This window comes from Cohnella xylanilytica (assembly GCF_014212175.1).
In the GTDB taxonomy this organism is placed as follows: Bacteria; Bacillota; Bacilli; order Paenibacillales; family Paenibacillaceae; genus Cohnella; species Cohnella xylanilytica.
The window spans coordinates 16,562-38,344 of record NZ_JACJVR010000011.1 but is presented as its reverse complement, the minus strand read 5'-3'; the positions used below and the strand labels follow the sequence as shown (position 1 = coordinate 38,344).

At 63.9% G+C, this 21,783-nt stretch carries 17 protein-coding genes; 7 read left to right on the top strand and 10 right to left on the bottom strand.

Annotation, left to right across the window (positions count from 1 at the left end; genetic code table 11):
• Positions 1-15: 15 nt before the first annotated feature.
• The 4 genes from H7B90_RS03600 to H7B90_RS03585 all read right to left on the bottom strand — a co-directional run bounded on the left by H7B90_RS03600 (position 16) and on the right by H7B90_RS03585 (position 3,716).
• Positions 16-735, bottom strand: a complete 720-nt coding sequence (locus tag H7B90_RS03600; RefSeq protein WP_185134506.1) for a YwaF family protein — start codon at positions 733-735, stop codon at positions 16-18.
• A 143-nt stretch (positions 736-878) separates the two neighbouring features.
• Positions 879-1,550, bottom strand: coding sequence for a response regulator transcription factor (locus H7B90_RS03595; protein ID WP_185134505.1), 672 nt, complete (start codon positions 1,548-1,550; stop codon positions 879-881).
• The gene (locus tag H7B90_RS03590) at positions 1,547-3,010 is read right to left on the bottom strand and encodes a sensor histidine kinase (protein ID WP_185134504.1); all 1,464 of its coding nucleotides are present in this window, start codon (positions 3,008-3,010) and stop codon (positions 1,547-1,549) included. The genes H7B90_RS03595 and H7B90_RS03590 overlap by 4 nt, the downstream gene beginning before the upstream one ends.
• A gap of 109 nt (positions 3,011-3,119) precedes the next feature.
• Complete coding sequence (locus tag H7B90_RS03585) at positions 3,120-3,716, bottom strand: TetR/AcrR family transcriptional regulator (RefSeq protein ID WP_185134503.1); 597 nt, start codon at positions 3,714-3,716, stop codon at positions 3,120-3,122.
• Positions 3,717-3,876: 160 nt separating this feature from the next.
• Here H7B90_RS03585 and H7B90_RS03580 point away from each other — a divergent pair, with 160 nt between their 5' ends.
• The gene (locus H7B90_RS03580; RefSeq protein ID WP_185134502.1) at positions 3,877-4,767 is read left to right on the top strand and encodes an ABC transporter ATP-binding protein; all 891 of its coding nucleotides are present in this window, start codon (positions 3,877-3,879) and stop codon (positions 4,765-4,767) included.
• Complete coding sequence (locus H7B90_RS03575; RefSeq protein ID WP_185134501.1) at positions 4,764-5,576, top strand: ABC transporter permease; 813 nt, start codon at positions 4,764-4,766, stop codon at positions 5,574-5,576. Before H7B90_RS03580 ends, H7B90_RS03575 begins: the two co-directional genes overlap by 4 nt.
• A gap of 5 nt (positions 5,577-5,581) precedes the next feature.
• On the opposite strand, the gene H7B90_RS03570 is transcribed toward H7B90_RS03575, so the two are convergent.
• The 3 genes from H7B90_RS03570 to H7B90_RS03560 form a co-directional block, all read right to left on the bottom strand.
• The gene (locus tag H7B90_RS03570; protein ID WP_185134500.1) at positions 5,582-8,875 is read right to left on the bottom strand and encodes an ATP-binding protein; all 3,294 of its coding nucleotides are present in this window, start codon (positions 8,873-8,875) and stop codon (positions 5,582-5,584) included.
• Between the two features lie 143 nt (positions 8,876-9,018).
• Positions 9,019-9,696 carry a ribose-5-phosphate isomerase RpiA gene (gene rpiA / locus H7B90_RS03565; protein WP_185134499.1) on the bottom strand — a complete coding sequence of 226 codons (678 nt, stop codon included), beginning with the start codon at positions 9,694-9,696 and terminating at the stop codon, positions 9,019-9,021.
• Positions 9,697-9,718: 22 nt separating this feature from the next.
• Entirely contained in the window at positions 9,719-11,926 is a 2,208-nt protein-coding gene (locus H7B90_RS03560; protein WP_185134498.1) for a LuxR C-terminal-related transcriptional regulator, read from the bottom strand.
• 131 nt (positions 11,927-12,057) lie between these two features.
• Here H7B90_RS03560 and ilvB point away from each other — a divergent pair, with 131 nt between their 5' ends.
• From ilvB to H7B90_RS03545, 3 genes are all read left to right on the top strand, one after another.
• A complete protein-coding gene (gene ilvB / locus H7B90_RS03555; protein ID WP_260410707.1) occupies positions 12,058-13,809 on the top strand; it encodes a biosynthetic-type acetolactate synthase large subunit in 1,752 nt (583 codons plus the stop codon).
• A gap of 8 nt (positions 13,810-13,817) precedes the next feature.
• A complete protein-coding gene (gene ilvN / locus H7B90_RS03550; RefSeq protein WP_185134496.1) occupies positions 13,818-14,297 on the top strand; it encodes an acetolactate synthase small subunit in 480 nt (159 codons plus the stop codon).
• Positions 14,298-14,643: 346 nt separating this feature from the next.
• On the top strand, positions 14,644-15,084 hold the full coding sequence (locus tag H7B90_RS03545) for a hypothetical protein (protein WP_212960059.1): 441 nt from the start codon (positions 14,644-14,646) through the stop codon (positions 15,082-15,084).
• Between the two features lie 80 nt (positions 15,085-15,164).
• Here the strand turns inward: H7B90_RS03545 and uvrA are convergent, their stop codons facing one another.
• A complete protein-coding gene (uvrA, locus tag H7B90_RS03540; RefSeq protein ID WP_185134495.1) occupies positions 15,165-18,023 on the bottom strand; it encodes an excinuclease ABC subunit UvrA in 2,859 nt (952 codons plus the stop codon).
• 206 nt (positions 18,024-18,229) lie between these two features.
• On the opposite strand from uvrA, the gene H7B90_RS03535 reads away from it, so the two are divergent.
• Together H7B90_RS03535 and H7B90_RS03530 are read left to right on the top strand one after the other, a co-directional pair.
• Positions 18,230-18,763 carry a GNAT family N-acetyltransferase gene (locus H7B90_RS03535; protein ID WP_185134494.1) on the top strand — a complete coding sequence of 178 codons (534 nt, stop codon included), beginning with the start codon at positions 18,230-18,232 and terminating at the stop codon, positions 18,761-18,763.
• Positions 18,764-18,793: 30 nt separating this feature from the next.
• Entirely contained in the window at positions 18,794-19,585 is a 792-nt protein-coding gene (locus tag H7B90_RS03530) for an SDR family oxidoreductase (RefSeq protein ID WP_185134493.1), read from the top strand.
• 59 nt (positions 19,586-19,644) lie between these two features.
• Here the strand turns inward: H7B90_RS03530 and H7B90_RS03525 are convergent, their stop codons facing one another.
• Positions 19,645-20,709, bottom strand: coding sequence for a LacI family DNA-binding transcriptional regulator (locus tag H7B90_RS03525; protein WP_246578531.1), 1,065 nt, complete (start codon positions 20,707-20,709; stop codon positions 19,645-19,647).
• Between the two features lie 42 nt (positions 20,710-20,751).
• Entirely contained in the window at positions 20,752-21,723 is a 972-nt protein-coding gene (locus tag H7B90_RS03520; protein ID WP_311772675.1) for a glycoside hydrolase family 113, read from the bottom strand.
• Between the last annotated feature and the right edge of the window lie 60 nt (positions 21,724-21,783).

The window sequence follows — 21,783 nt, the reverse complement described above, 5'->3', positions numbered from 1 at the left end:
CCGTTGCGAAGAACCTTATTCGTTCGGCTTCAGCCTCCCGTAAGCTTCGTTAGAGCCAGCCAGACGGTCCGCCAGACGCACGAGTCCGAGCAGGGCCAGGCACAGCAGAAAAGCGACGACTTCGAGCTGGAGCAGATACCAAGGCCACGGCCCCAGCAGGTCGAGCAGCGAGGCCGTGTTCGGCTTGCGCGCCAGGTACATGAAGTTCGTTCCGAACGCGAGGTTGGCGATCGCGGCCGGGATAGCCAGCGCATGCAGCCAGGCGAGCGCCCGCAGCACGGAGGAGAACGTCGGCCGGAGCCGTTCGACGACGGTCATGTAGACGTTCGCCGCCACGATGGCGATATGCGCGATGAAGAAGTGGAAGTAGCCGAACTCGGGGAACGTCGCGCTAAGGTTCGGCGTCAGCAGCGCCTGCGTCGCGCCGAGCGTGCCGAGGAAGAACGACACCTCGTACAGCCTGCGGTTGCCGGTCAGCAGCAAGACCGCCGACAGCCACAAGGTGATGCTGCACAGCTCGAACGGCAGCGCATAGACGTCCCAGCCGCCTCCGACCGCATACGAGATTTGCAGCGCCGCCTCGCTCCCGGCGAGGAGGGCGGCGAGCGACCGTCGGGCCGCTCGGTTCGCGCCCGGCCGCCGCAGCCTCTCCCGCTGGCCGACGATGATGAAGAGAACCGCGGCCGCGACGGCGAGCGCCGCCCAGTGCGCCGCGTGGTACGCTTCGAATTCCATGGCAACCCCCTCCGTTCAAGCGATTGAGACCGCTCTCCCTAGTCTATCCTTGCAGTCTCATTGTAGAAAAAAAGCGCAAAAAAAATAGTACCATCTTCGTCTGGTACTACTCTCATCGGCTTATTCGCACACCGTCGGCCGCCTTAATCATCCCGGTCGAACAAGCCCATCTCCTTCGCTTGACGGGCGGCCTCCTTGGAGCTGCCCGCCTTCAGCTTCCGGAGGATGTTGCCCACGTGATTCTTCACGGTGCGGATGGAGACGAACCGCTTGTCGGCGATCTGCGACTGCGAATAGCCTTGATCGATCATCTCGAGCAGCTCCAGCTCGGACGGCGTCACGAGGTCCTTGAACTTGCGGACCTCGAACTCGCGCTCCAGCCGCTTCAGCCGGCGGAATTCCTCCCGCATCCGCTCCGCCGCCTCGGGGCTGATCGGCGACCGCTTGCGGGCGGCCGCGCGGACGGCTTCCGGCAGCTCCTCGAAGGCGGACTTGACGCGGTAGTCGATCGCGCCGGCCTGGAACGAGCGCAGGATGAGCTCCTTCTCCTCCAGCGAAGTCAGCATGACGACGCTCGCTCCCGAAGCCAAGGCGACCTCCTCGGCCAGCGCGATCCCTTCGGGGACGCCGTGCAGCATAATGTCCATAAGGACGACGTCGGCCGGGTCTTCGCTCTCGCGCAGCGTTCGCCGGACCTCCTCCGGCGAGCCGGAGGCGAAGCGGACCTCGATGCCGTCCTGCCGGTTCAGATAATCCGCCAAGCCTCGCAACCAATCTTTATCGTCCTCGACGATCCACACTCGAACCGGGTTCATCTCTGCCGCCTCCCGTCGCCGCCTCTTTCTCCGATTCCTTCGCCGATCCTTTCGACGCTTGCTTCTTTCCCCGCTTCTACCGCCGCCTCGGTCCCGCCGACGAACCGGGCCCGGACGCTTCTCTTCGGCAAATTCAAATAGACGCTCGCGCCTTCGCCCTTCTTCCCCGCGATATGCAGGGATCCCCCGTGCTTGCGCATGACGTGGTAGGCGTACGGCAAGCCGAGGCCGAAGTTCGTGCCGCCCCCCTTGGTCGTGAAGAACGGCTCGAGCGCCCGCGCGGCCTCCTTCCGGTCCATTCCCGGTCCGGTGTCGCGAACCTCGATGACGAGCTCCCGCTTCGTCTCCCGAAGAGCGATCCGCAGTTCGCCCCGCCCCTTCATCGCTTCGAGCGCATTCGAGACGAGGTTCGACAGCGCCTCCCGCAGCTGCTCCCGGTCGAGACGGCAGCGCCAGCCTTCCGGAGCGTCCACGCGCAGCCGGACATCCCCGAGCAGAGGCGCGAAGGACGCCGCCGTCTCGCGGACGAGCTCGCCCGGGTCGGCGTCGGCGAGGCGCAGCGCCAAATCCTCCGTGCGGCGATGCACGCGGGAGATCATCTCCTGCATATGGCGCGAAGCCGCCAGGACGGTCTCGATATCGGCGAGAAGCTCCGGCTGTCCCGTCTTCTCCGCGTACGCCTTCATTTTCTCGCCGAACAGCTTGATTTTCCCCGCGTCGTTCTTCATCGCATGGTTCAGAATCGCCGTTCCCGACGTCACCGCGCGCAGCGTCGAATCCAGCCTGCGCCGGTCGACCAGCAGCCGAAGCCCCATGAACCCGTACGTGAACAGGCCGACGACGAACACCGCCACTCCGAGTCCGACGAACCAGGTGTTGTACACCCACATCCGCAGCATGCCGAGGCTCGGAAGCACATAGTTCATGACCGCGAAAATAAGAGCCGGAGGCAGCACGGCCAAGCAGACGACCCAGTAGGCGGGCGACCACGCGGCATTCCGGGGGCGGCGCCACAGGATAATCGCGGCTCCGGCGAGCATGTACGGCACCGCCCACCAGACGGCGACGCCGAAGGCGATCGGAGTCCTCTCGTTGTACGGCGGCGTGAACAGCAGGCCGTAGACGATCGGCAGCAGCAGCGCCGCGGGCAGCGTATACCGGAGCTTCGGAGGAAGCTTCCCCCCGCGGAACGAGATCGCGAACAACAGAAAAAAATACGGAACTCCGTAATAGGAGGAGACCGAGCAGGCGGCCTGAACGCGATAAAGGAGCCTCTCCAAGCCCTCGTAGCCGCCCAACGATTCCAGGTGCGGAATGAACCGGGTATCCAGCACGGCGGCCAGCGCGCCGGTGCCCCCGAAGAAGGAGACCGCGCCGAGACGCTTCAGGTCGGCCGATCTTCGGTCGGCCAGCGCCAGGAACGCGGCCACGAGCCATAGGGCGATCCATACGAACAGCATCGGGAGCCTCCGGAGATTGAATTGTCGCCGGCGTCCGTCTGACGTCGGCTTCGTCCTCTCTTTTTTTCGACAAGGACGCCCTCATCCCCTGCCGCCAGCCGGACCGCGGCTACCGATCCTCCCCGCACACGCCGTAATAGAACAACCGGATGATCTCCTCCACGAAGGCTTCCGGGTCGCCGCTCTGCTGCGCCATGTCCAGAATCGTCTTCGACTGATCCTTGAACATGTTGAAATACATCACAAGCGTCGGAGTAGACAGCTTCGAAGAGATCTCGCCCCTCTTCTTGCCCTCTTCGATGAACCGTACGACGAGCGGCATCGCCCGATCGCGGTAGATCCGCTCCATATACTCGTACATCTCGCGGTCGTCGACGAGGAACTCCCGGAAGAAGTCCGGCGAATAGGCATGGATCGCTTCTTTGTCGTAGAAAAGCGAGTACTGCACGATCTCCTTCATCGTCGGTCCCGTGGCTATGAACGCTTCGAAGTCGGCGAAGGACTTCTCCATGTAATCCTTGAACGCCTCGCGCAGCAGCGACTCCTTGCTGCCGAAGTAATTGTAGATCGTCACCTGCGACACGCGCGCCTCGGCGGCGATGTCGGCGATGCGGATTTTCCGCGGCTCCCACGTCTTCAGCATCTCCAGCACGGTCTTCTTGATCTTCTCCCGGATCAACTCCGCCCTCTTCGCGAATCCGTTCATGCGTCCTCCTTCATCCAGTTCCGCTTGGCTTCAATAATGAAATTATAACACATAAATATTTCACAACCTATTGACGGCTGATGACGCCCGATCTATCATAATTCATGAAATCGTTCGGTATATATATTTCATAACTATGCAGGAGAGGTGGCCCGAACCTATGTTGAGCGTCGATGGGCTGACGAAGATTTTCTCCAATGGCAGAGGGATCTCGGACGTGTCGTTCCGGGTGGAACGGGGAGAGGTATTCGGCTTCCTGGGCCCGAACGGAGCGGGCAAGTCGACGACGATCCGCCACATCATGGGCTTCATGAAGCCGGACCGGGGGCGCGTGACGATCGGCGGCCTGGACGCCTGGGAGAAGCAAGGCGAAGTTCAGAAGCTCGTCGGCTACTTGCCGGGGGAGATCGCGTTCATCGAAGGGATGACGGGCCGGGCGTTCCTCGACTTCCTCGCTTCCATGCAGCGGAAGGACAGCCGGGCGAAGCGCGAGCGCCTGATCGAACGCCTGCAGTTCGACGCGAACACGCCGATCCGGAAGATGTCCAAGGGGATGAAGCAGAAGGTCGGCATCGTCGCCGCGTTTATGCACGACCCCGAGCTCATTCTTCTCGACGAGCCGACGTCCGGACTCGATCCGCTTATGCAGAGGACGTTCATCGAGCTCGTGCTCGAGGAGAAGGCGAAGGGGACGACGTTCCTCATGTCCTCCCACAGCTTCCCCGAGATCGAGCGCACGTGCGACCGGGCCGCCATCATCAAGGACGGCAGGCTCGTCGCCGTGAACGACATCCATGAGCTGCAGTCGATGCAGAGGAAGCTGGTCGAGATTATTTTCGAACACGCGGGCGACGCGGAGAAGTTCGCGGAGACGGAGGGAATCCGGGCGGAGAGCCGGGACGGCAGCCGGGTCGTCGTCGCGGTGCAGGGCGATTACGACTCCTGGCTCCGGGAGACGGCGAAGTATCCGGTCCGCAGCCTGGACGTCGCCGCGCAGAACCTGGAGGACGTGTTCATGCATTTCTACGACAGGAAGGGGAATCGGCCATGAATGCTCCTCTATTCCGGCAGATGCTGAAGGTTAACCTGAAGGGCTTCTCCAACTACGCCTTCGGTTCCGCCTTCTATATCTTGTTCATGATTTGGCTGTATCCCGGCATCGCCGACAATTCCAAGGCGCTGAACGACCTGGTCGAAGCGCTGCCCTCCGGCGTCACGAACGCGTTCGGCTTCCAGGGAGGCTTCGGCAGCATGGAGTCGTTCATCTCCGGCGAATACTACGGACTAATCCTCCCGCTGCTGCTCTCGATCTTCAGCCTGATGCTGTCGACGCAGCTCATGGCCAAGCTCGTCGATCAAGGCTCGATGGCCTACCTGCTGTCGACGCCGACGACTCGCGGCCGGATCGCCTTCACGCAGGCGCTCGTCCTGACGTGCGGTCTCTTCTTCATTTTGGCCGTGACGACCGGCGCCGGATTTCTCGGCTACGCCTGGTTCATCGGCGACCGGTTCGAGTTCGACGCTTCCCGGTTCGCCCTGCTCAACGTCATGGCGTTCCTGCTGTTCTTCGCGATCGCGGGCGTCTCCTTCCTCGTCTCCGCGCTGTCGAACGACGAGAAGCGGGCGCTCGGCATCTCCGGCGCGATCACGTTCGGCATGTTCTCCCTCGACCTGCTGGGGAAAATCGGGGAAAGCATCGATTGGCTGCGGTATTTCTCGCTCTTCTCGCTGTTCCGTCCGAGCGAGATCGTCCTTGGCCGGGACGACGTCTTATGGCAGGCGGCGCTGCTGCTCTTGATCGGTCTCGCCGGGTTCGCCGCCGCGATCGTCTCGTTCCGCCGCCGGGACTTGCCGCTGTAAGGCGCTCAGCCGGGGATGCGGATCGTCACCCGCGTCCCTTCGCCCGGCGCGCTCGCGATGTCGAGCCCGGTTCCGTACAAGGTCCGAAGGCGCCGGTCGATGTTGGCCAGCCCGACCCCTTGGCGGGTTCGGCCGGCGGAGCGCGCGTCCGCGACTTGCCGCGCGTCCGCGGAGTCCGAGCCGCGGCGGCCGGCGCGCGATTCGGCTGCGGCGATAAGCGATTCGCCCGTGGCGATGCGCGATTCGGCCGAGGCCGCCGCCCAGGCGCCCGCTTCCATGCCGGGCCCGTCGTCCTCGACGACGAGCACGAGGCCGCCTTCTTCGGCCCGGCGGGCGACGATCCGGACGGTGCCGCCCTCGGGCCGCTTCGTGACGCCGTGACGGACCGCGTTCTCCACGATCGGCTGCAGGATCAGCGGCGGAATCTCGGCGTCCGCCTCCTCGTCGACGGCGTACTCCACGCGGAGCCGTTCGCCGAACCGGGCCTGCTCGATGAACAGATATGCGCGCACGAGGTCCAGCTCCCTATGCAGCGGAACCCGCTGCTCCCCGTTGTCGAAGTCGAAGCTCTCCCGAAGGAACGTACCCAGCTTCGTCAGCAGCTGCCGGGCTTCTTCCGCGTTCCGGTGGCTGACCGAGATGACGGTGTTGATCGTGTTGAACAGGAAGTGCGGCTTGATCTGCGCCCGAAGGAAGTCGAGCTCCGACCGGATCAGGTCGGCAGCCGACTTCTTCATGCCGAGCAGCGTCCGCACCCGGGCCCGCAGCTCCTCCGCTTCGACGGGCTTGCCGAGGAAGTCGTTCGCGCCCGCCGCGAAGCCGGCGATCATGTCCTCCGCCCGGTTGCGCGCGGTCAAGATCAGCACCGGCAGCTCGGACAGCGAATACCTCCCGCGAACCGCCCGGCAGACGTCGTAGCCCGACAGGCCGGGCATCATCAGGTCGACGACGAGCAGGTCGAACGGCCGCCGCTCGTCCAACCGGCGGAGCGCTTCGGCTCCGTCCGCCGCGGCGACGACGGAATAGCCTTCCAGCGTCAGCAGGTTCAGCAGCACCTGCCGGTTGGCGGCGTCGTCGTCCGCGATCAGGATCGTGAATTCCGATCCCCGCCCCTTCGGCGCGGACGGCTCGTGCCGAGACGCGGAGGCCGCCGCTGCCGATCCGGAGTCGGCCCGAACGGCCTTCCGCTTCGCGAACCCGATATCTCCGGGATCGGATCGCGCGGCTTCGGCAGCCGCCGCTCCCCCGGCCGCGGGGAGCGTGAACGAGAAGACCGACCCGGCTCCCGGCTCCGATTCGACCCGGATTCGCCCTCCGTGCAGCTCGACCAGACTCTTCGTGACGCTAAGCCCCATCCCCATTCCGCCGTATTCCGAGGCGATGCCGCTGTCCGCCTGCTCGAACGAGTCGAAGATCGCTTCCTGCCGGTCCTTCGCGATTCCGATGCCGGTATCCTTCACGCCGATCGTGACGACGCCGTTCTTCTCGTGCGCGAAGACGGCGACCTCCCCTTCCTTCGTGAACTTGAGCGCGTTGCCGATCAGGTTGAACAGAATCTGCGTGAGCCGGTCTTCGTCGGCGAGCACCGGAGGCAGGTCGGCCGGAAGCCGATCCGCCAGCCGGACCGGCTTCTTCCCGGCGAGATGGCGGAACATCTCGAAGATGACGCCCACGAGCGGACGCGCGTCGACCGGACTCGTCCGCAGAACGATCTCCCCGTTGCGGAGCTTCGAGAAGTCCAGAATGTCGTTCACCAGGTTCGCCATCCGCTTGCCCGACGCGACGATGAGGGACAAGTTCTCCTCCTGGCCCGGCGACAGCTTCCCGGCCGCTCCTCCGAGCAGCGACTCGGCGATGTTGATCATGCCGTGAAGGGGCGTGCGCAGCTCGTGGGACGTGTTGGCCAGGAACTCGTCCTTCAGCTTGTCGAGAGACTTCAGCTTCTCGGACAGCAGCTCCACCGTCGCGAACGCGTTCGTGAACCGCTTGGAGAGCAGGACGACCTGGGCGAACATGAATCCCATGAACGCCAGAGGCTGCATGAAGTAAGCCTCCATCGCCCCGCCGTTGTACAGATAAGAGCCCATGTTGATCAGGAAAAGGAACAGGGCGCTGATCGCCATAAGGGCGGCTCCTTCCAGCTTGCGGACGGCTCCGGCGACCATGACGTACATCGCGTAGAACATCAGGGCGAAGCTGAGGAGATAATAGACCCAGTCCGCGTTCGAATAGACCGAGGCCGGCGCCGCCAGCACGACGGCGAAGCGGGCCGCGAGCTCCCATTCGAACGCTCTCACGATTCGCTTATGCGACAGGCGGGAATAAGAGGTCCGGGTATAGCGAAGCAGGAAATACTCCGAGAGAATGCCGGAGAGGAACTGCGTTTTCGTAAACCATTCGTATGGAATAGCGGGGAACGCCAGTCCGAGCAGCTTGTCTCCGTGGGTCAGGATGTAGACGGAATTGGCCAGGCAGGAGAGGCCGAACAGGAGCCAGGGCTTCTCCCTCCGCCTCATCCGGTACAGGACCAGGAAGTAGCAGCCGAGGATGAAGAGGGCCAAGCCGACGATCGCGTCGAGGGCGATCGAGTAATCGCGGTAGGAGACGATCCTTGCTTGTTCCCCGAGATAGACGGGGTGCGTGATTCCGCCTTTGGCATAGCTGAAGTTGGCGACCTGGATAACGATCTCCGCGGTTCCGCCGTTCTGCTGGAAGAAGCGGGAGTACGGCAGGTTGACGGCCTTCGTCTCCGCCTTGCTCTCGCCGGGGACGCCGCCTTCGCCGATCGGCTCCCCGTCGGCGAACAGACGGTGGGACGTCTTGATATTGTTGACGACGATCCCGTAGATCCGATGAGAGTCGGACTCCGGCAGCCGAATCCGCAGCCGGTACGTTCCATAGCCGTAAGGGGACTTCCCGTTCTCGCTCTTGTCCCCGTCTTCGCCGTCGGCGACCCAAGGGCCCGGCACCTCGGCGTACCCGGTCCGTACGGGGCGGCCGTCTCCGGCTCCGGCTCCGGCTCCGATCCCGGCTCCGATCTCGCCTTCTACGGTGCCGTCCTCGAAGTCCGCCGGCTCGAGCAGCTGGCCTCCGTAGAACTCCCATTGCCCGTTCAGAGGAACGATCCCCCGATCCGTCCAGCTCCAGCCGCTCAGGTCGACGACCCCCTTCTCCGCCCGCGGCGCGTCGGACGCGATTATCCGGTTGAAGGAGAACCAGTAGGCGAAGACGAGCAGGACGACGAGCAGCAGAAGCGAAGACGGAAGGATGGATTTAAGCGTTCTCAATGGCATCGGCATGGGGAATCGGGGGCTCCGTTCGAATAAGCGTCTTCCCCCATTTTACACGGTTCCCTCACTCCGGTCAGCCCGATCTTCGAGCGAATTCGACAAAAAAGGACAAAAGGCCGGGGCGCCTTCCGCCGCCCGCGGCCTTCTATCCGTTACGGCTTCAGAACCTTGACGCCGCCGTCGCTTCCGGCCGCCACGACCGCCCACGTCATGCCGACGAACAAGCCGTTGTCCACGACTCCGGGAATCTGGTTCAGCCGGACGGTCAGGCTCTTCGGATCGTCGATCGTCCCGAACCGGCAGTCGGCGATCCAGTTGCCGTTGTCCGTCACGTAGCGTTCCCCGCCGGACTCCCGGACGATCGGGTCTACGCCGAGCTCCTTCAGCCGGTTCAGCGTCAGATTCGCTCCGAACGGAACGATCTCCACCGGGAGCGGGAATGCGCCCAGCGTGCCGACCAGCTTCGTCCCGTCCACGATGACGATGAAGCGGTCGCTGGCGTCCGCGAGCACTTTCTCCCGGAGCAGGGCGCCGCCGCCTCCCTTGATGAGGTTCAGGCGGTCGTCCACCTCGTCCGCCCCGTCGATCGTCACGTCGAAGCGGCCGATCGCTTCGAGCGGAACGAGCGGGATGCCCAGCTCCTCGGCGAGCCGCTCCGAGCGAACCGAGCTGGCCGCGGCGCGAATGGACAAGCCCTCCTTCACCCTCTCCCCGATCCGGCGTATGGCCCAATAGGCCGTCGAGCCGGTTCCCAATCCGACCGTCATTCCGTCTTCGATCCATTCGACCGCTCGCTCGGCCGCTATTCTTTTCAAATCATCGGCATTCATGGGTATGCCCCTCTCTCGCAGGTCAGGAGTTGATAAGATGATTGGCCAGCTGCGTGCGGTTCTTCAAGCCGTACTTGGACAGCATGGCGTTGACGTGCTTCTTGACGGCGGCTTCGCTGACATAGATCTTGCCGGCGATCTCGGCGTTCGTCAGCCCGAGGACCAGAAGCTCGGCCACCTCCCGCTCCCTGGGCGTCAGCTCGTTCCGGCCTTGAACCGCGTTCGGGCGGGCCGGCGCGGCGGCCGTGCCGGGAACGCGGACCATACGGCGCAGCAGGTCCCGGAGCTTCTCTCTTCTCGTATCCAGCGCGTACGTCGTCGCCGGGCGGTCCCCGCCGTAATCCGCATGCTCCGCGCCCGGCAGCGGCTCGAAGCCGAGACTCGTTTTCCCCAGACGGTAATAATCGTGCGGAGGAGGCGACTCGATCAGCAGCCGTCCGGCCAGTATCGGCTCGAGCAGCGCGTGAACGATGTCGGAGCGCAGCTCTTCCCTCTCCAGGCTCTCCACGTCGAGCACGTAGACGAAGCGAATCTCCGTATCCGAGGATGAGGTCCGGATCCGGCTGCGTTCCTCCGCGCTTAGCGAGGCGATGTAGGCCCGGGAGACGGGGGACTTGGACAGCCAATCGTACGTCCTCCCGTTCACCGGAACGATCGCGAACAGGCCGACGACCCGTCCTTCCGGGCTTCGCAGCAGCCGGACCGATTCTTCCCCCGTCTTCGCCAGCTCGCCGAGCGGGATCAGGTTCAGCCGGGCTCTCCCGAGATCGGCGGACAGCTCGAACCGGTACAGCTCGCCGGATTCGGCATCCGAGCAGAGCACCTTCCACGATTCCTCCTGCTTCTGCCTCCGTCTCACGTAGGCCTGCGCTTCTTCCAGATTCGCCTCGCCGAGCGGCTCCAGGTAATTGCGGGACGTCCTCGCATGCCGGTAATGCGCGCGCAGCACGGGATTGTCCGCGTATCGGAGCAGTTCGCCGAACTCCCAGACGATGTCCCTTCCCTGCGCGAGCCCTTCCTCCAGCTTCGCCAGGTAATGCTCCGCCGCCCGGTCGCGGTACGCCGCGTACGTGTCCGGCATGCGCTCGCGGAAATGCCGCCTCACCGTCTCCCACACCAGCTCCTGCAGCTGCCAGCCGTTGGCCGTCCGGGAGACGAACGACAGGTCCGTCAGCCGCTGGAACAGCGTAGACGGAACTTCCGCTCCCATCAGCTTGGACAGGAGGTCCTGATGGAACGTCCGCACCGCCGAGGCGGCGAAGAGAAGGCGGCGCAGCTCGTCGTCGGGCGCCTCCCGCAGCCAGTCGTCCAGGAGCGCCTGCAGCGGGTCCTCCTCCTCCGCGGCGGCGGCATTCGGGGGCCGGAGTCGACCGGCGGCAGCGGCGGCCGAAGCGCTCGCGGCATTCGCGGCATTCGCGGAATTCGCTGCATTCGGGGCATTCGCTGCATTCGGGGCATTCGCTGCATTCGGGGCATTCGCTGCATTCGCGGTCTCCCGGTTGTCAGGCGTCAGCAGGGACAGCGCCAGCGGATGGCCCATCGTCCGAAGCCAGACGGCGTCGGCCTCCTTCTCGTCGTCGACGCCCCATTGGCGCAGATACGTCCGGATATCCCCGTAGCTCAGCTCCGCGAGAGGCAGACGGACGATCAGCTTGCGCCACGCGGGCGTATGCCGCCACGGCCCCTCCAGCGGGAAGCGGCCGCTGATCATGACGAGCACATTCCCGCTTAAGCCCGGCAGGAACGACGTCCGCAGCCAGTGATCGAGACCGCCGATCTCCTCGTAGCCGTCGAAGGCGAGAACGACGCGCCGCCCCTCCGCGATTCGGTTCAGCGCTTGCAGGCATCTCTCCTGCAGTTGGAGGGCGGAGGCCGGCAGGCCTTCCGGCGGCGACAGCGACAGTGACGGCGACGGCGACGACGATATTGGAAGCGTCGACGGCGTCGGCTCCATCTGCTCCAGCAGGCTGGAGAGCAGCCGCTCTCTCCGGTTCAAAGCGTCCCGTACGTCCGCGCGGGCATAGAACGCCCCGAGCTCGCCGGCGATCCGGGCGAAGCGTTCGAGCAGATAGGTTTTGCCCATGCCGGCCGTTCCGTATACGTTTAAAATTCTCTCGTCTCTCTCGTCGAGCTGCGCGAGCCGCTGCCGGAAGTATTCCAGCTCGAACTCGCGTCCGACGAAGTGATCGTCCATCCATCGGAAGATGCGATCCCCGAACGTCTGACTCATCGGCGTTACCTCGGTTCAACCGCGTTTTATCGAAAAGTATACTACCAAAGTAACCGAAAGGGTAGAGTGCCTTCGGCCGGCTCCGTGTTACGTTTATAGCGTTCTTTACGTTACCGGAGGAGGTTTGGATGATGAACGGATTATTGTCCGCGGATGCCCGCGAGCGGATGCTTAAGCGGGACGAGATATCGGGTTCGGAGATTTTGCTGCGCACCCTGCTGCTGGAAGGAGTCGAGTGCGTCTTCGGCTACCCGGGCGGGGCGGTTCTCTATATTTACGACGCGATGCACGGCAATCCCGACTTCCGCCACCTGCTGACGCGGCACGAACAAGGAGCCATCCATGCGGCCGACGGCTACGCCCGTTCGACGGGCAAGACCGGCGTCTGCCTCGCGACCTCGGGGCCGGGCGCGACGAATCTCGTCACCGGCATCGCGACGGCCTATATGGATTCGGTGCCGCTCGTCGTCATTACGGGCAACGTCGCCACGTCGCTCATCGGCACGGATTCTTTCCAGGAGGCCGACATTATCGGCATCACGCAGCCGATCACGAAGCACGGCTTCCTGGTGCGGCGGGCGGAGGATCTGGCGCGGACCATTCGCGAGGCCTTCTACATTGCGAATACGGGGAGAAAAGGACCGGTTCTCGTCGACATCCCGAAGGACGTCTCGGCGGATATCGTTCCGTTCGTCTACCCGGAGACGATCGAGCTGCCCGGCTACGCGCCGGAGACCGAGCCGCGGGAAGCGGACGTCCGGGAATTGGCGGACGCCATTCTGGAGTCGCGGAAGCCGCTGCTGCTCGCGGGTGGCGGGGTCATCTCCTCGGGGGCTTCCGGCGAGCTCGCGGAGCTGATCGGGATGACGGGGATTCCCGTCACGACGACGCTCCTCGGTCTGGGCGGCGTTCCGGCTTCGCACGAGCTGTGGCTCGGCATGCCGGGCATGCACGGCACGTACGCGGCCAACCAGGCGCTGATGCAGTGCGATCTTCTCGTCTCCGTCGGAGCGAGGTTCGACGACCGGGTGACGATGCGGCTCGACGGCTTCGCCCGCCGCGCGCGGATCGCCCATATCGACATCGACGCCGCCGAGATCGGCAAGCTGGTGCCGACCGCCATCGGCGTCGCCGGGGACGCGGCCTTGGTGCTGCGGACGTTGAACGAGGCGCTGCGGGAGCGGCTGGAGGAAATCGAGGATTGGATCGAAGAGTCCGCTCCGTGGGCGGATCACGTGCGGCGGATGAAGCATGAGGTTCCGCTGCGGTACCGGGATTCCGAGACGGAGCTGAAGCCCCAATACGTCATGGAGATGATCGCCCGCACGACGGGGGGCGACGCCATCGTGACGACCGACGTCGGCCAGCACCAGATGTGGGCCGCCCAGTACGGCCGCTACGAGCATCCGCGCACCTTCCTCTCTTCCGGCGGGCTCGGCACGATGGGCTTCGGCTTCCCGTCCGCGATCGGAGCGCAGATCGGCAACCCGAACCGGCTCGTCGTCTCCGTGAACGGCGACGGCGGCATGCAGATGTGCTCGCAGGAGCTGGCCGTCTGCGCGATCCATAACATTCCGGTGAAGATCGTCGTGTTCAACAACCGGACGCTCGGCATGATCCGCCAATGGCAGGAGCTCATCTACGAGAGCCGCTACAGCCATATCGACCTGTCCGGCAGCCCGGACTTCGTCAAGCTGGCGGAAGCGTACGGCGTCAAGGGGCTTCGCGCCTCGAACAAGGCGGAAGCCGAGAGAGTGTGGCAGGAAGCGCTGGAGACGGACGGACCGGTGCTCATCGACTTCGTGATCGCGAAGGACGAGCTCGTGTTCCCGATGATTCCTCAAGGCAAGACGCTCGCGGACATGATTCTAGGGGAGGAGTGATGGAGCGGATGGAGACGAAGGAATATATATCCGTGCTCGTGCTGGATACGCCGGGCGTCCTTCAGAGGGTGTCCGGGCTGTTCGCCCGGCGAGGCTACAACATCGACAGCATCACGGTCGGCAGCTCCGAGCGGGAAGGAATGTCGCGCATGATCGTCGCCGCCCGGGGGGACGACCGGCAGATCGGGCAGATCTGCTCGCAGCTGGCCAAGCTGATCGACGTCGTAGCGGTCATCCGGCTGAACGAACGGCCGGCCGTCGCCCGCGAGCTCATGCTGATCAAGCTGACCATTACGCCGGAGCATCGCTTGGAAGTGCAGCACCTGATCGACACGTTCCGCTGCTCGATCATCGACGCGGGCACGAACGTGCTGATCGTCCAGGTCGTCGGCGACAAGGAGAAAAACGACGCGTTCCTGCAGCTCGTGAAGTCCTACGGCATCCTCGAGGTCACCCGGACCGGCGAGACCGCCATGAATCGGGGATAGCGGAATTTCGCGCGGGCCCGTAAGTCGCTATGCGGCTTACGGGTTTATTGCTCTCCAGTCGCGATCTAATCCTTCGCACCTCGTACCTCGCCGCAAACGTCGTCCCCAGCGACAGGCTCGTCCTCTACGACGTATATCGTATATCCGCGCATGGTTCTCTCCTATTCCGTATTCCCCCTGCGATACGGCGATTCCGGGTCTTGGGCAAGCCAGGCTCCGGTCGAAGCAGTCGCGCTTTTAAGAAGAATATGTCCAATCTTACCGTCTCGACGCCAAACGGTAGAGCCCGGCCGATGTTCGTTGTATGATTCCGGTAGATTCTACTAAAATTTGAGGAGAGATGAAAATGAAGAAAGGTTGGAGCAAAGCGGTTGCCGCGAGCTTGGCTGCGGCGGCCATCGTCATCGGGGCGTCCTCCGCGTACGCCAATCCGGTCATCAACGAAAATCCGAAAGGCACGGGCGGCTACAGCATTACCCAAACGTCCTTCAACTTCGACAACTACGGTTATATGGAGGGCGGCACCCCGATGGACAGTTGGAAGTTCTCGAATGACGGCGTCTCCTCCCATACGCTCGCCTTTACCGTGGATACGCCAGGAGCGTCCGGCGGCTTCGTGCTTTACGACACGACCGTAAGCGGGACGAGCAGCTACGTCTTCGGCGCAAGCGGCATCACGGCGGGCAGCCATTCGTATTCGTTGACGCTGAACCCGTACCATAGCTACACGCTCTACGTTCAGCCCACCGGTCCGAGCGCTTATTCGTACCGCTTCACGCTGAGCTGAGGCGACTGAAGGGACAACCGCAATAAAGCCGCCCCGTCTCCGATTGTCGATGGGACAATCGAAGACGGGGCGGCTGTGCGTTACGATTTGGCCAGGGCCGCTTCCGTGCGGGCGCGGTCGCGCTCGAGGATCGGGCCGAGGTACTTGCCCGTGTACGACTTCGAGTTCGCGGCGAGCTGCTCCGGCGTGCCGGTGCCGACGAGCGTTCCGCCGCCGCTGCCGCCTTCCGGGCCGAGGTCGATGAGATAGTCGGCCGTCTTGATCACGTCGAGATTATGCTCGATGACGAGCACGCTCTCGCCGGAGTCGACGAGCCGCTGAAGCACCTCGAGCAGGCGGGCGATGTCGTCCGCATGCAGACCGGTCGTCGGCTCGTCGAGGATGTACAGCGTCTTGCCCGTGCTGCGGCGGTACAGCTCGGCGGCCAGCTTCACGCGCTGCGCCTCGCCGCCGGACATCGTCGTCGACGGCTGGCCGAGCGTCATGTAGCCGAGGCCGACGTCGAGCAGCGTCTGCAGCTTCCGATGGATGCGCGGCAGGTTCTGGAAGAACTCCGTCGCGTATTCGATCGTCATCTCCAGCACTTCCGCGATGCTCTTGCCCTTGTACTTCACTTCGAGCGTCTCGCGGTTGTAGCGTTTGCCCTTGCACACTTCGCAAGGAACGTACACGTCCGGAAGGAAGTGCATCTCGATCTTGATGATGCCGTCTCCCTTGCACGCCTCGCAGCGTCCGCCCTTCACGTTGAAGCTGAAGCGGCCCTTCTTGTAGCCGCGCACCTTCGACTCGTTCGTCATCGCGTATACGTCGCGGATGTCGTCGAACAAGCCGGTGTACGTCGCCGGGTTGGAGCGCGGCGTCCGTCCGATCGGAGACTGGTCGATGTCGATGACCTTCTCCAGGTGCTCGATGCCGAGCATCTCCTTGTATTCGCCCGGCCGCGTCTTCGCCTTGTTCAAGTCTCTCGCGAGCGTCTTGTACAGGATCTCGTTGACGAGCGTCGACTTGCCGGAGCCGGATACCCCCGTCACCGCCGTGAATACGCCGAGCGGAATCTTCACGTTCAGGTTCTTCAGGTTGTTCTCCTTGGCTCCCTTGATCTCCAGCCACTTGCCGTTCGGCTTCCGGCGCTCCAGCGGAACGGGAATGAACTTCCGGCCGCTAAGGTACGCGCCGGTCAGCGACTTCTCGTCCGCCATCACTTCCTGCGGCGTCCCGTGAGACACGACCTGGCCTCCGTGCACGCCCGCGCCCGGACCGATGTCGATCAGGTAGTCGGCCGCCATCATCGTATCCTCGTCATGCTCGACGACGATCAGCGTGTTGCCGAGGTCCCTCATATGCTCGAGCGTCTGGATGAGGCGGTCGTTGTCCCGCTGGTGCAGCCCGATGCTCGGCTCGTCGAGAATGTACAGCACGCCCATCAGGCTGGAGCCGATCTGCGTCGCGAGCCGGATGCGCTGCGCCTCGCCGCCGGACAGCGTGCCGGCCGCGCGGGACAGCGTCAAATATTCGAGGCCGACATTCACGAGGAAGCCGAGCCGGTTGTTGATCTCCTTCAAGATCAGGTTGGCGATCTGCTGCTCCTTCTCGGTCAGCTCCAACCCCGAGAAGAACCGCTGAGCCTCGCCGATCGACAAGGAAGTGACGTAAGCCATGTTCTGGTCGCCGACGGTAACCGCGAGCGATTCCCGCTTCAGACGATGGCCCTTGCACTTGGCGCACGGCTGGGCGCTCATGTACGCCTCGATGAACTCGCGGATGCCTTCGGACGCCGTCTCGCGATAGCGCCGCTCGAGATTATGGATGACGCCCTCGAACGGAACCTGGGCATCGCGCGAATGGCCGAACTCGTTCTCGTAGCGGAACCGGATCCGTTCGCCGCCCGTGCCGTACAGAATCGTGTTCATCTGCTTGTCGGTCAGCTCGGACACCGGCACGTCGGTCGGGATGCCGTAATGCGCGCAGACGGCAGCGAGGAACTGCGGGTAGTAGTTCGACGTGCTGCCCGCCCACGCCTCGAACGCGCCGTCGTCGATGCTGCGGCTCCGGTCGGGCACGAGCAGCTCGGGATCGATGACCATCTTCGCGCCCAAGCCGTCGCACTCCGGGCACGCCCCGAACGGCGAGTTGAAGGAGAACATGCGCGGCGCAAGCTCCTCCATCGAGAAGCCGCAGATCGGACAAGCGAGGTTCGAGTTGAACATCAGCTCTTCCTTGTCGATGACGTCCACGATGACCTTGCCGTCGGACAGCTTGAGCGCCGTCTCGAGCGAATCCGCGATCCGCGTCGCGACGTCGTCCTTCACGACGATCCGGTCGACGACGACTTCGATCGAATGCTTCTTGTTCTTCTCCAGCTCGATCTTGTCGGCCAGATCCCGGATCTCGCCGTTGACGCGCACGCGAACGAAGCCCTGCTTCTGCACGTCGGCCAGCAGCTTGCTGTGCTCTCCCTTGCGTCCGGAGACGATCGGAGCGAGAATCTGAAGGCGGGTCCTCTCCGGGTACTCCATAATCCGGTCGACCATCTGCTCCACCGTCTGCGACGTGATCTCCACGCCGTGATCCGGGCAGTGCGGACGCCCGACGCGGGCGAACATGAGGCGGAGGTAGTCGTAGATCTCCGTGACGGTGCCGACGGTCGAGCGCGGGTTGCGGCTCGTCGTCTTCTGGTCGATGGAGATGGCGGGCGACAGCCCTTCGATGGAGTCGACGTCCGGCTTGTCCATCTGGCCGAGGAACTGGCGCGCGTAGGCCGACAGCGACTCGACGTACCGGCGCTGGCCTTCGGCGTAGATCGTGTCGAACGCCAGCGAGGACTTGCCCGAGCCGCTCAGCCCCGTCAGAACGACGAACTTGTCGCGCGGGATGGTAACGTCGATATTCTTCAAATTATGGGCCCTTGCGCCCTTAATGACGATATTCTCGATGGCCAACGGTATAGCCCCTTTCGTTACGGTCACAGCGGGGCTTGCGTCAAACCGGCCGCGGTAGTCCGTTCGATAAGAATATGTGTTCCCATCCATTATAACGGAGGCTTTATTAGGTTGCAAATGGAAATCCTAGACGCAAAAGAACGCCTGCCGCGGCCCTGCCGACCGGTTGTCCCCCGCCGCCGCCTCGGGTAGAATCGAAGAAGATCATGAGAAGAGGAGCGACGCCGTTGGAGAACGACCGGGAGCTGCGAATCGAATTCGCCCGCAGGGAAGATTTGCCCGCCATCGTGGACATTTATAATAGTACGATCGCGTCCCGCCAAGTGACGGCCGATCTCGAGCCGGTGTCGGTCGAGAGCCGGCTGCCGTGGTTCGAGGCGCATACGCCGGACCGGCGGCCCCTCTGGGTGGCGCGCGACGGAGAACGGATCGCGGCTTGGGCGAGCCTCAGCACGTTCTACGGCCGTCCGGCCTATGACGCGACCGTGGAGCTCAGCATCTACGTCGCCGAAGAGAGCCGGGGCAGCGGCGTCGGAAGCCGGCTGATCCGGCACGTGCTCGCGGAATGCCCGCGGCTCGAGGTGAAGACGGTGCTCGGGTTCGTGTTCGGGCACAACGAGCCGAGCCTCGGCCTGCTGCGCAAGTTCGGCTTCGAGCAGTGGGGCTATTATCCGCGCGTGGCCGTGCTCGACGGCATCGAGCGGGACCTGGCCGTATTGGGGAAGAGAATCGAAGCCTGATCGGGTCTATTCGAAGGGAGAAGATCGGATATGGAGACGGGTCTGCGAGGAAAATCGGTATTCGTCGCCGCGGCCAGCAAAGGCCTCGGCAAGGCGATCGCGCTCGAATACGCGCGCGAAGGCGCGAAGGTGACGATCGCAAGCCGCGACTTGGCGCAGCTGGAGGCGGCCCGCGAAGAGATCGCGGCGGCGACCGGCAACGCGCCGTTCGCCGCGCGCCTGGATGTCCGCGACGCGGAACAGATCAAGGAAGCCGTGCGTGCGGCGGCCGAGCGGCACGGCGGGCTGGACGCGATCGTCACGAACGCGGGCGGCCCGCCGCAGGGCGGGTTCGAAGCGTTCGACGACGCGGGCTGGCAGAGCGGCTTCGAGCTGACGCTGATGAGCGTCGTGCGGCTGATCCGGGAATCGCTCCCGCATCTGCGCGCCGCGGCGGACGGCGGACGCATCGTGAACGTCGCGTCCATGTCGGTCAAGGAGCCGATTCCGGGCCTCGTCTTGTCCAACGTGTTCCGCGCGGGCGTCCAGGCCTTGACCAAGAGCCTGTCGCAGGAGCTGGCCCCGGACCGCATCCTGATCAACACCGTCGCTCCCGGCCGGATCGGCACCGACCGGCTGTTCGAGCTGGACCGGAAGCGCGCGGAAGAGCAAGGCGTACCCGTCGAGGAGATCCAGCGGGCATCCGCCTCGCAGATTCCGCTCGGACGCGTCGGCGCGCCGGAGGAGTTCGCGCGGGCGGCCGTCTTCCTCGGCTCGTTCGCCAACACGTACGTGACGGGCCAAGCCCTGCTCGTCGACGGCGGCATCGTCCGGGGGCTGTAACCCTTGCTTTTCCCGTCGCCTCGCCCGTCTCCTGGATGGAGGTCCCGCAAGCCCGCACGCTATTCGGTCCCCCTCGGCTCCTTCCGGAACGACTCCCGAAGAAGCAGCTCCCCTCCGATAAGCGCCTTCTCGAAGGGGCGCTCGGGATCTTCCAGGCGGGCGAAGAGCATCTCGACCGCGCGTCTGCCCATTCTGGCGTTCGGAACGTGAATCGTGCTCAGGGCGGGAAGGCGCGGATCCCTCTCTTCGTCGGTATGGTCGAACCCGGTCACCGACACGGCCGCCGGCACTTCCACCCCGTTATTCGCGAGCGCCTTCAAGACGAGGTACGCCAGGAAGTCGTTCGCGCACACGAAGGCCGAAGGAAGCTTGTTCTTCGCGAGGAGCGCCGGCACCTCCCTGTCGATCACGAGATAGGCGTCGTCCTCCAGCTGAAGGAGAAGATCGTCTTCCGGCGCGGGAACCGGCAGGCCCGCTTCTTCCAGGGAGCTCCGGAAGCCCAGCCAGCGGTCGTGGAAGCTCCGCGAGTACTTCGGGCTGCCGACGAACCTCGGATCGCGATGGCCGGACTGGACGACCAGCTGCGCGAGCTGGCGCATGCAATCGTAATTGTTCATGAACACCGTGTCGGAGGGAATGAGCGGGTCCTCGTGATCGACGAGAACGAAGGGAATGCCTTGATACCGGATCTCCAGAAGCAGCGGGGTGGCGATGAAGCCGATTCCGACGAGACCGAGCACGCCGTCCGGGTTGATGCTCTTCAAGGAACGGTCCGAGTAACTCTCGGTCACCATCATGACCCCGATCTCCCGTTCGGCGAGCGCCGCCGCCGCCCCGTCGATGATCCGCCCCCAATACAGAGACTCCCGGCTCTGGAAGCGAACGTTGGGCATCAGGATGACGACCGTGTTCTTGGCCCCTCCGGGGCGCCGGCCTCCGGAATCCGTTCCCGATAACGACGGCCGGAGCCCGAGCGGCTTCGGTCTCCGGAAGTAGCCCAGCTCGTTGGCCGTCTGGATGATTCTCATCCGCGTCTCTTCCCCTACGCCGGACTTGCCGGACAGCGCTTGGGATACCGCGAACTTCGAGACGCCGGCCCGTTCGGCGATCTGCTGCATGGTCACTTTTTTCAATCGAGGTTCACTCCGTTTGCTCGACTTCCTACGTTACCGCGGCTTCGCATACCATTCCTTCAGCACGCTCTCCGCCTTCTTGCCGTAGATGTCGAAGCCGGTGTTCGTCTTCGCTTCCTCGGGCGGATACAGCCGGACGCTCCAATCCCACCAGAAGAAGCCCGCGAACCAAGGCTCCTCCCAGAATGTCTTCAGGACGGAGCCGTAGAAGTTCGCCTGCTCCTCCTCGCTCGCCGGCAGCTCCGTATGCGAGAAGTCCCAAGGCATCGTCGCGCACCCCAGGGCGCTGCGGCAGCCGATCTCGAGGAAGGCGATCGGCTTGCCGAACCTGGCGTGCAGCCGCGCCAGCTTGTCCTTCACCGGAAGCCAGTTCCGGTTCATGGCCTCCTCGCTGTCGCCGGGCTTGTTCGCGATCGGATAGTAGGCGCTGGTGCCGATGAGGTCCACCCGATCGAACCAATCGACGCCCTCTTCTTTGCCGTGATTCGCGTTATAGGTAATCGGACCGCCGTACGCTTGTCGCACTCTCTCGATCACGGCGGTCCAATGGGCGGTCTTCTTCTCCGTGGAGACCATCTCGCAGCCGATGCAGAACATCTCGCAGCCCAGCTCCTCCGCCAGTTCGGCATAGTGGCACAGGAAGTTCGCATACGAGCGGAACCAAGCGTCCCAGTACGGCTCGGCCCCTTCCTCCTCCGGGAACCCGATGTGGGCGCGCCAGATGCCGTCGGCCGAGTTGACGACCGGCTTCAGGCATACCTTCAGTCCGAGCGCGTGGGCTTGCTTGACCGCGTATTCGATATCCCGGTCGGTCATCGTCCTGCCGTAATCGAAGGGGATATCGGTCGAATAAATATTCGGCTGCAGCGTATAGAAGGCCAAGGCGATCCATTCGCTGCCGGTCTCCTTCAGCTTCCGAAGCGAATCCAGCGCGTAAGGCTGTCGGTAAGCGCCCCGCGAGCTGTTCCAGCCGTAAGTCATGCCTTTGATAAACAACGGCTTCACTCCCTCCGTATCCTCAATAGCTTTTATTTATCTCTTGGCGCTTGCTCTCGCCCCGGCTTG

Coding starts and splice junctions, on each gene's coding strand:
- H7B90_RS03575 (WP_185134501.1), top strand. CDS start 4,764: ATGAATGCTCCTCTATTCCGGCAGATGCTGAAGGTTAACCTGAAGGGC.
- H7B90_RS03530 (WP_185134493.1), top strand. CDS start 18,794: ATGGAGACGGGTCTGCGAGGAAAATCGGTATTCGTCGCCGCGGCCAGC.
- H7B90_RS03570 (WP_185134500.1), bottom strand. CDS start 8,875: ATGCCGATGCCATTGAGAACGCTTAAATCCATCCTTCCGTCTTCGCTT.
- rpiA (WP_185134499.1), bottom strand. CDS start 9,696: ATGAATGCCGATGATTTGAAAAGAATAGCGGCCGAGCGAGCGGTCGAA.
- ilvN (WP_185134496.1), top strand. CDS start 13,818: ATGGAGACGAAGGAATATATATCCGTGCTCGTGCTGGATACGCCGGGC.
- ilvB (WP_260410707.1), top strand. CDS start 12,058: ATGAACGGATTATTGTCCGCGGATGCCCGCGAGCGGATGCTTAAGCGG.
- H7B90_RS03535 (WP_185134494.1), top strand. CDS start 18,230: ATGAGAAGAGGAGCGACGCCGTTGGAGAACGACCGGGAGCTGCGAATC.
- H7B90_RS03600 (WP_185134506.1), bottom strand. CDS start 735: ATGGAATTCGAAGCGTACCACGCGGCGCACTGGGCGGCGCTCGCCGTC.
- H7B90_RS03595 (WP_185134505.1), bottom strand. CDS start 1,550: ATGAACCCGGTTCGAGTGTGGATCGTCGAGGACGATAAAGATTGGTTG.
- H7B90_RS03590 (WP_185134504.1), bottom strand. CDS start 3,010: ATGCTGTTCGTATGGATCGCCCTATGGCTCGTGGCCGCGTTCCTGGCG.
- H7B90_RS03585 (WP_185134503.1), bottom strand. CDS start 3,716: ATGAACGGATTCGCGAAGAGGGCGGAGTTGATCCGGGAGAAGATCAAG.
- H7B90_RS03545 (WP_212960059.1), top strand. CDS start 14,644: ATGAAGAAAGGTTGGAGCAAAGCGGTTGCCGCGAGCTTGGCTGCGGCG.
- H7B90_RS03560 (WP_185134498.1), bottom strand. CDS start 11,926: ATGAGTCAGACGTTCGGGGATCGCATCTTCCGATGGATGGACGATCAC.
- H7B90_RS03580 (WP_185134502.1), top strand. CDS start 3,877: ATGTTGAGCGTCGATGGGCTGACGAAGATTTTCTCCAATGGCAGAGGG.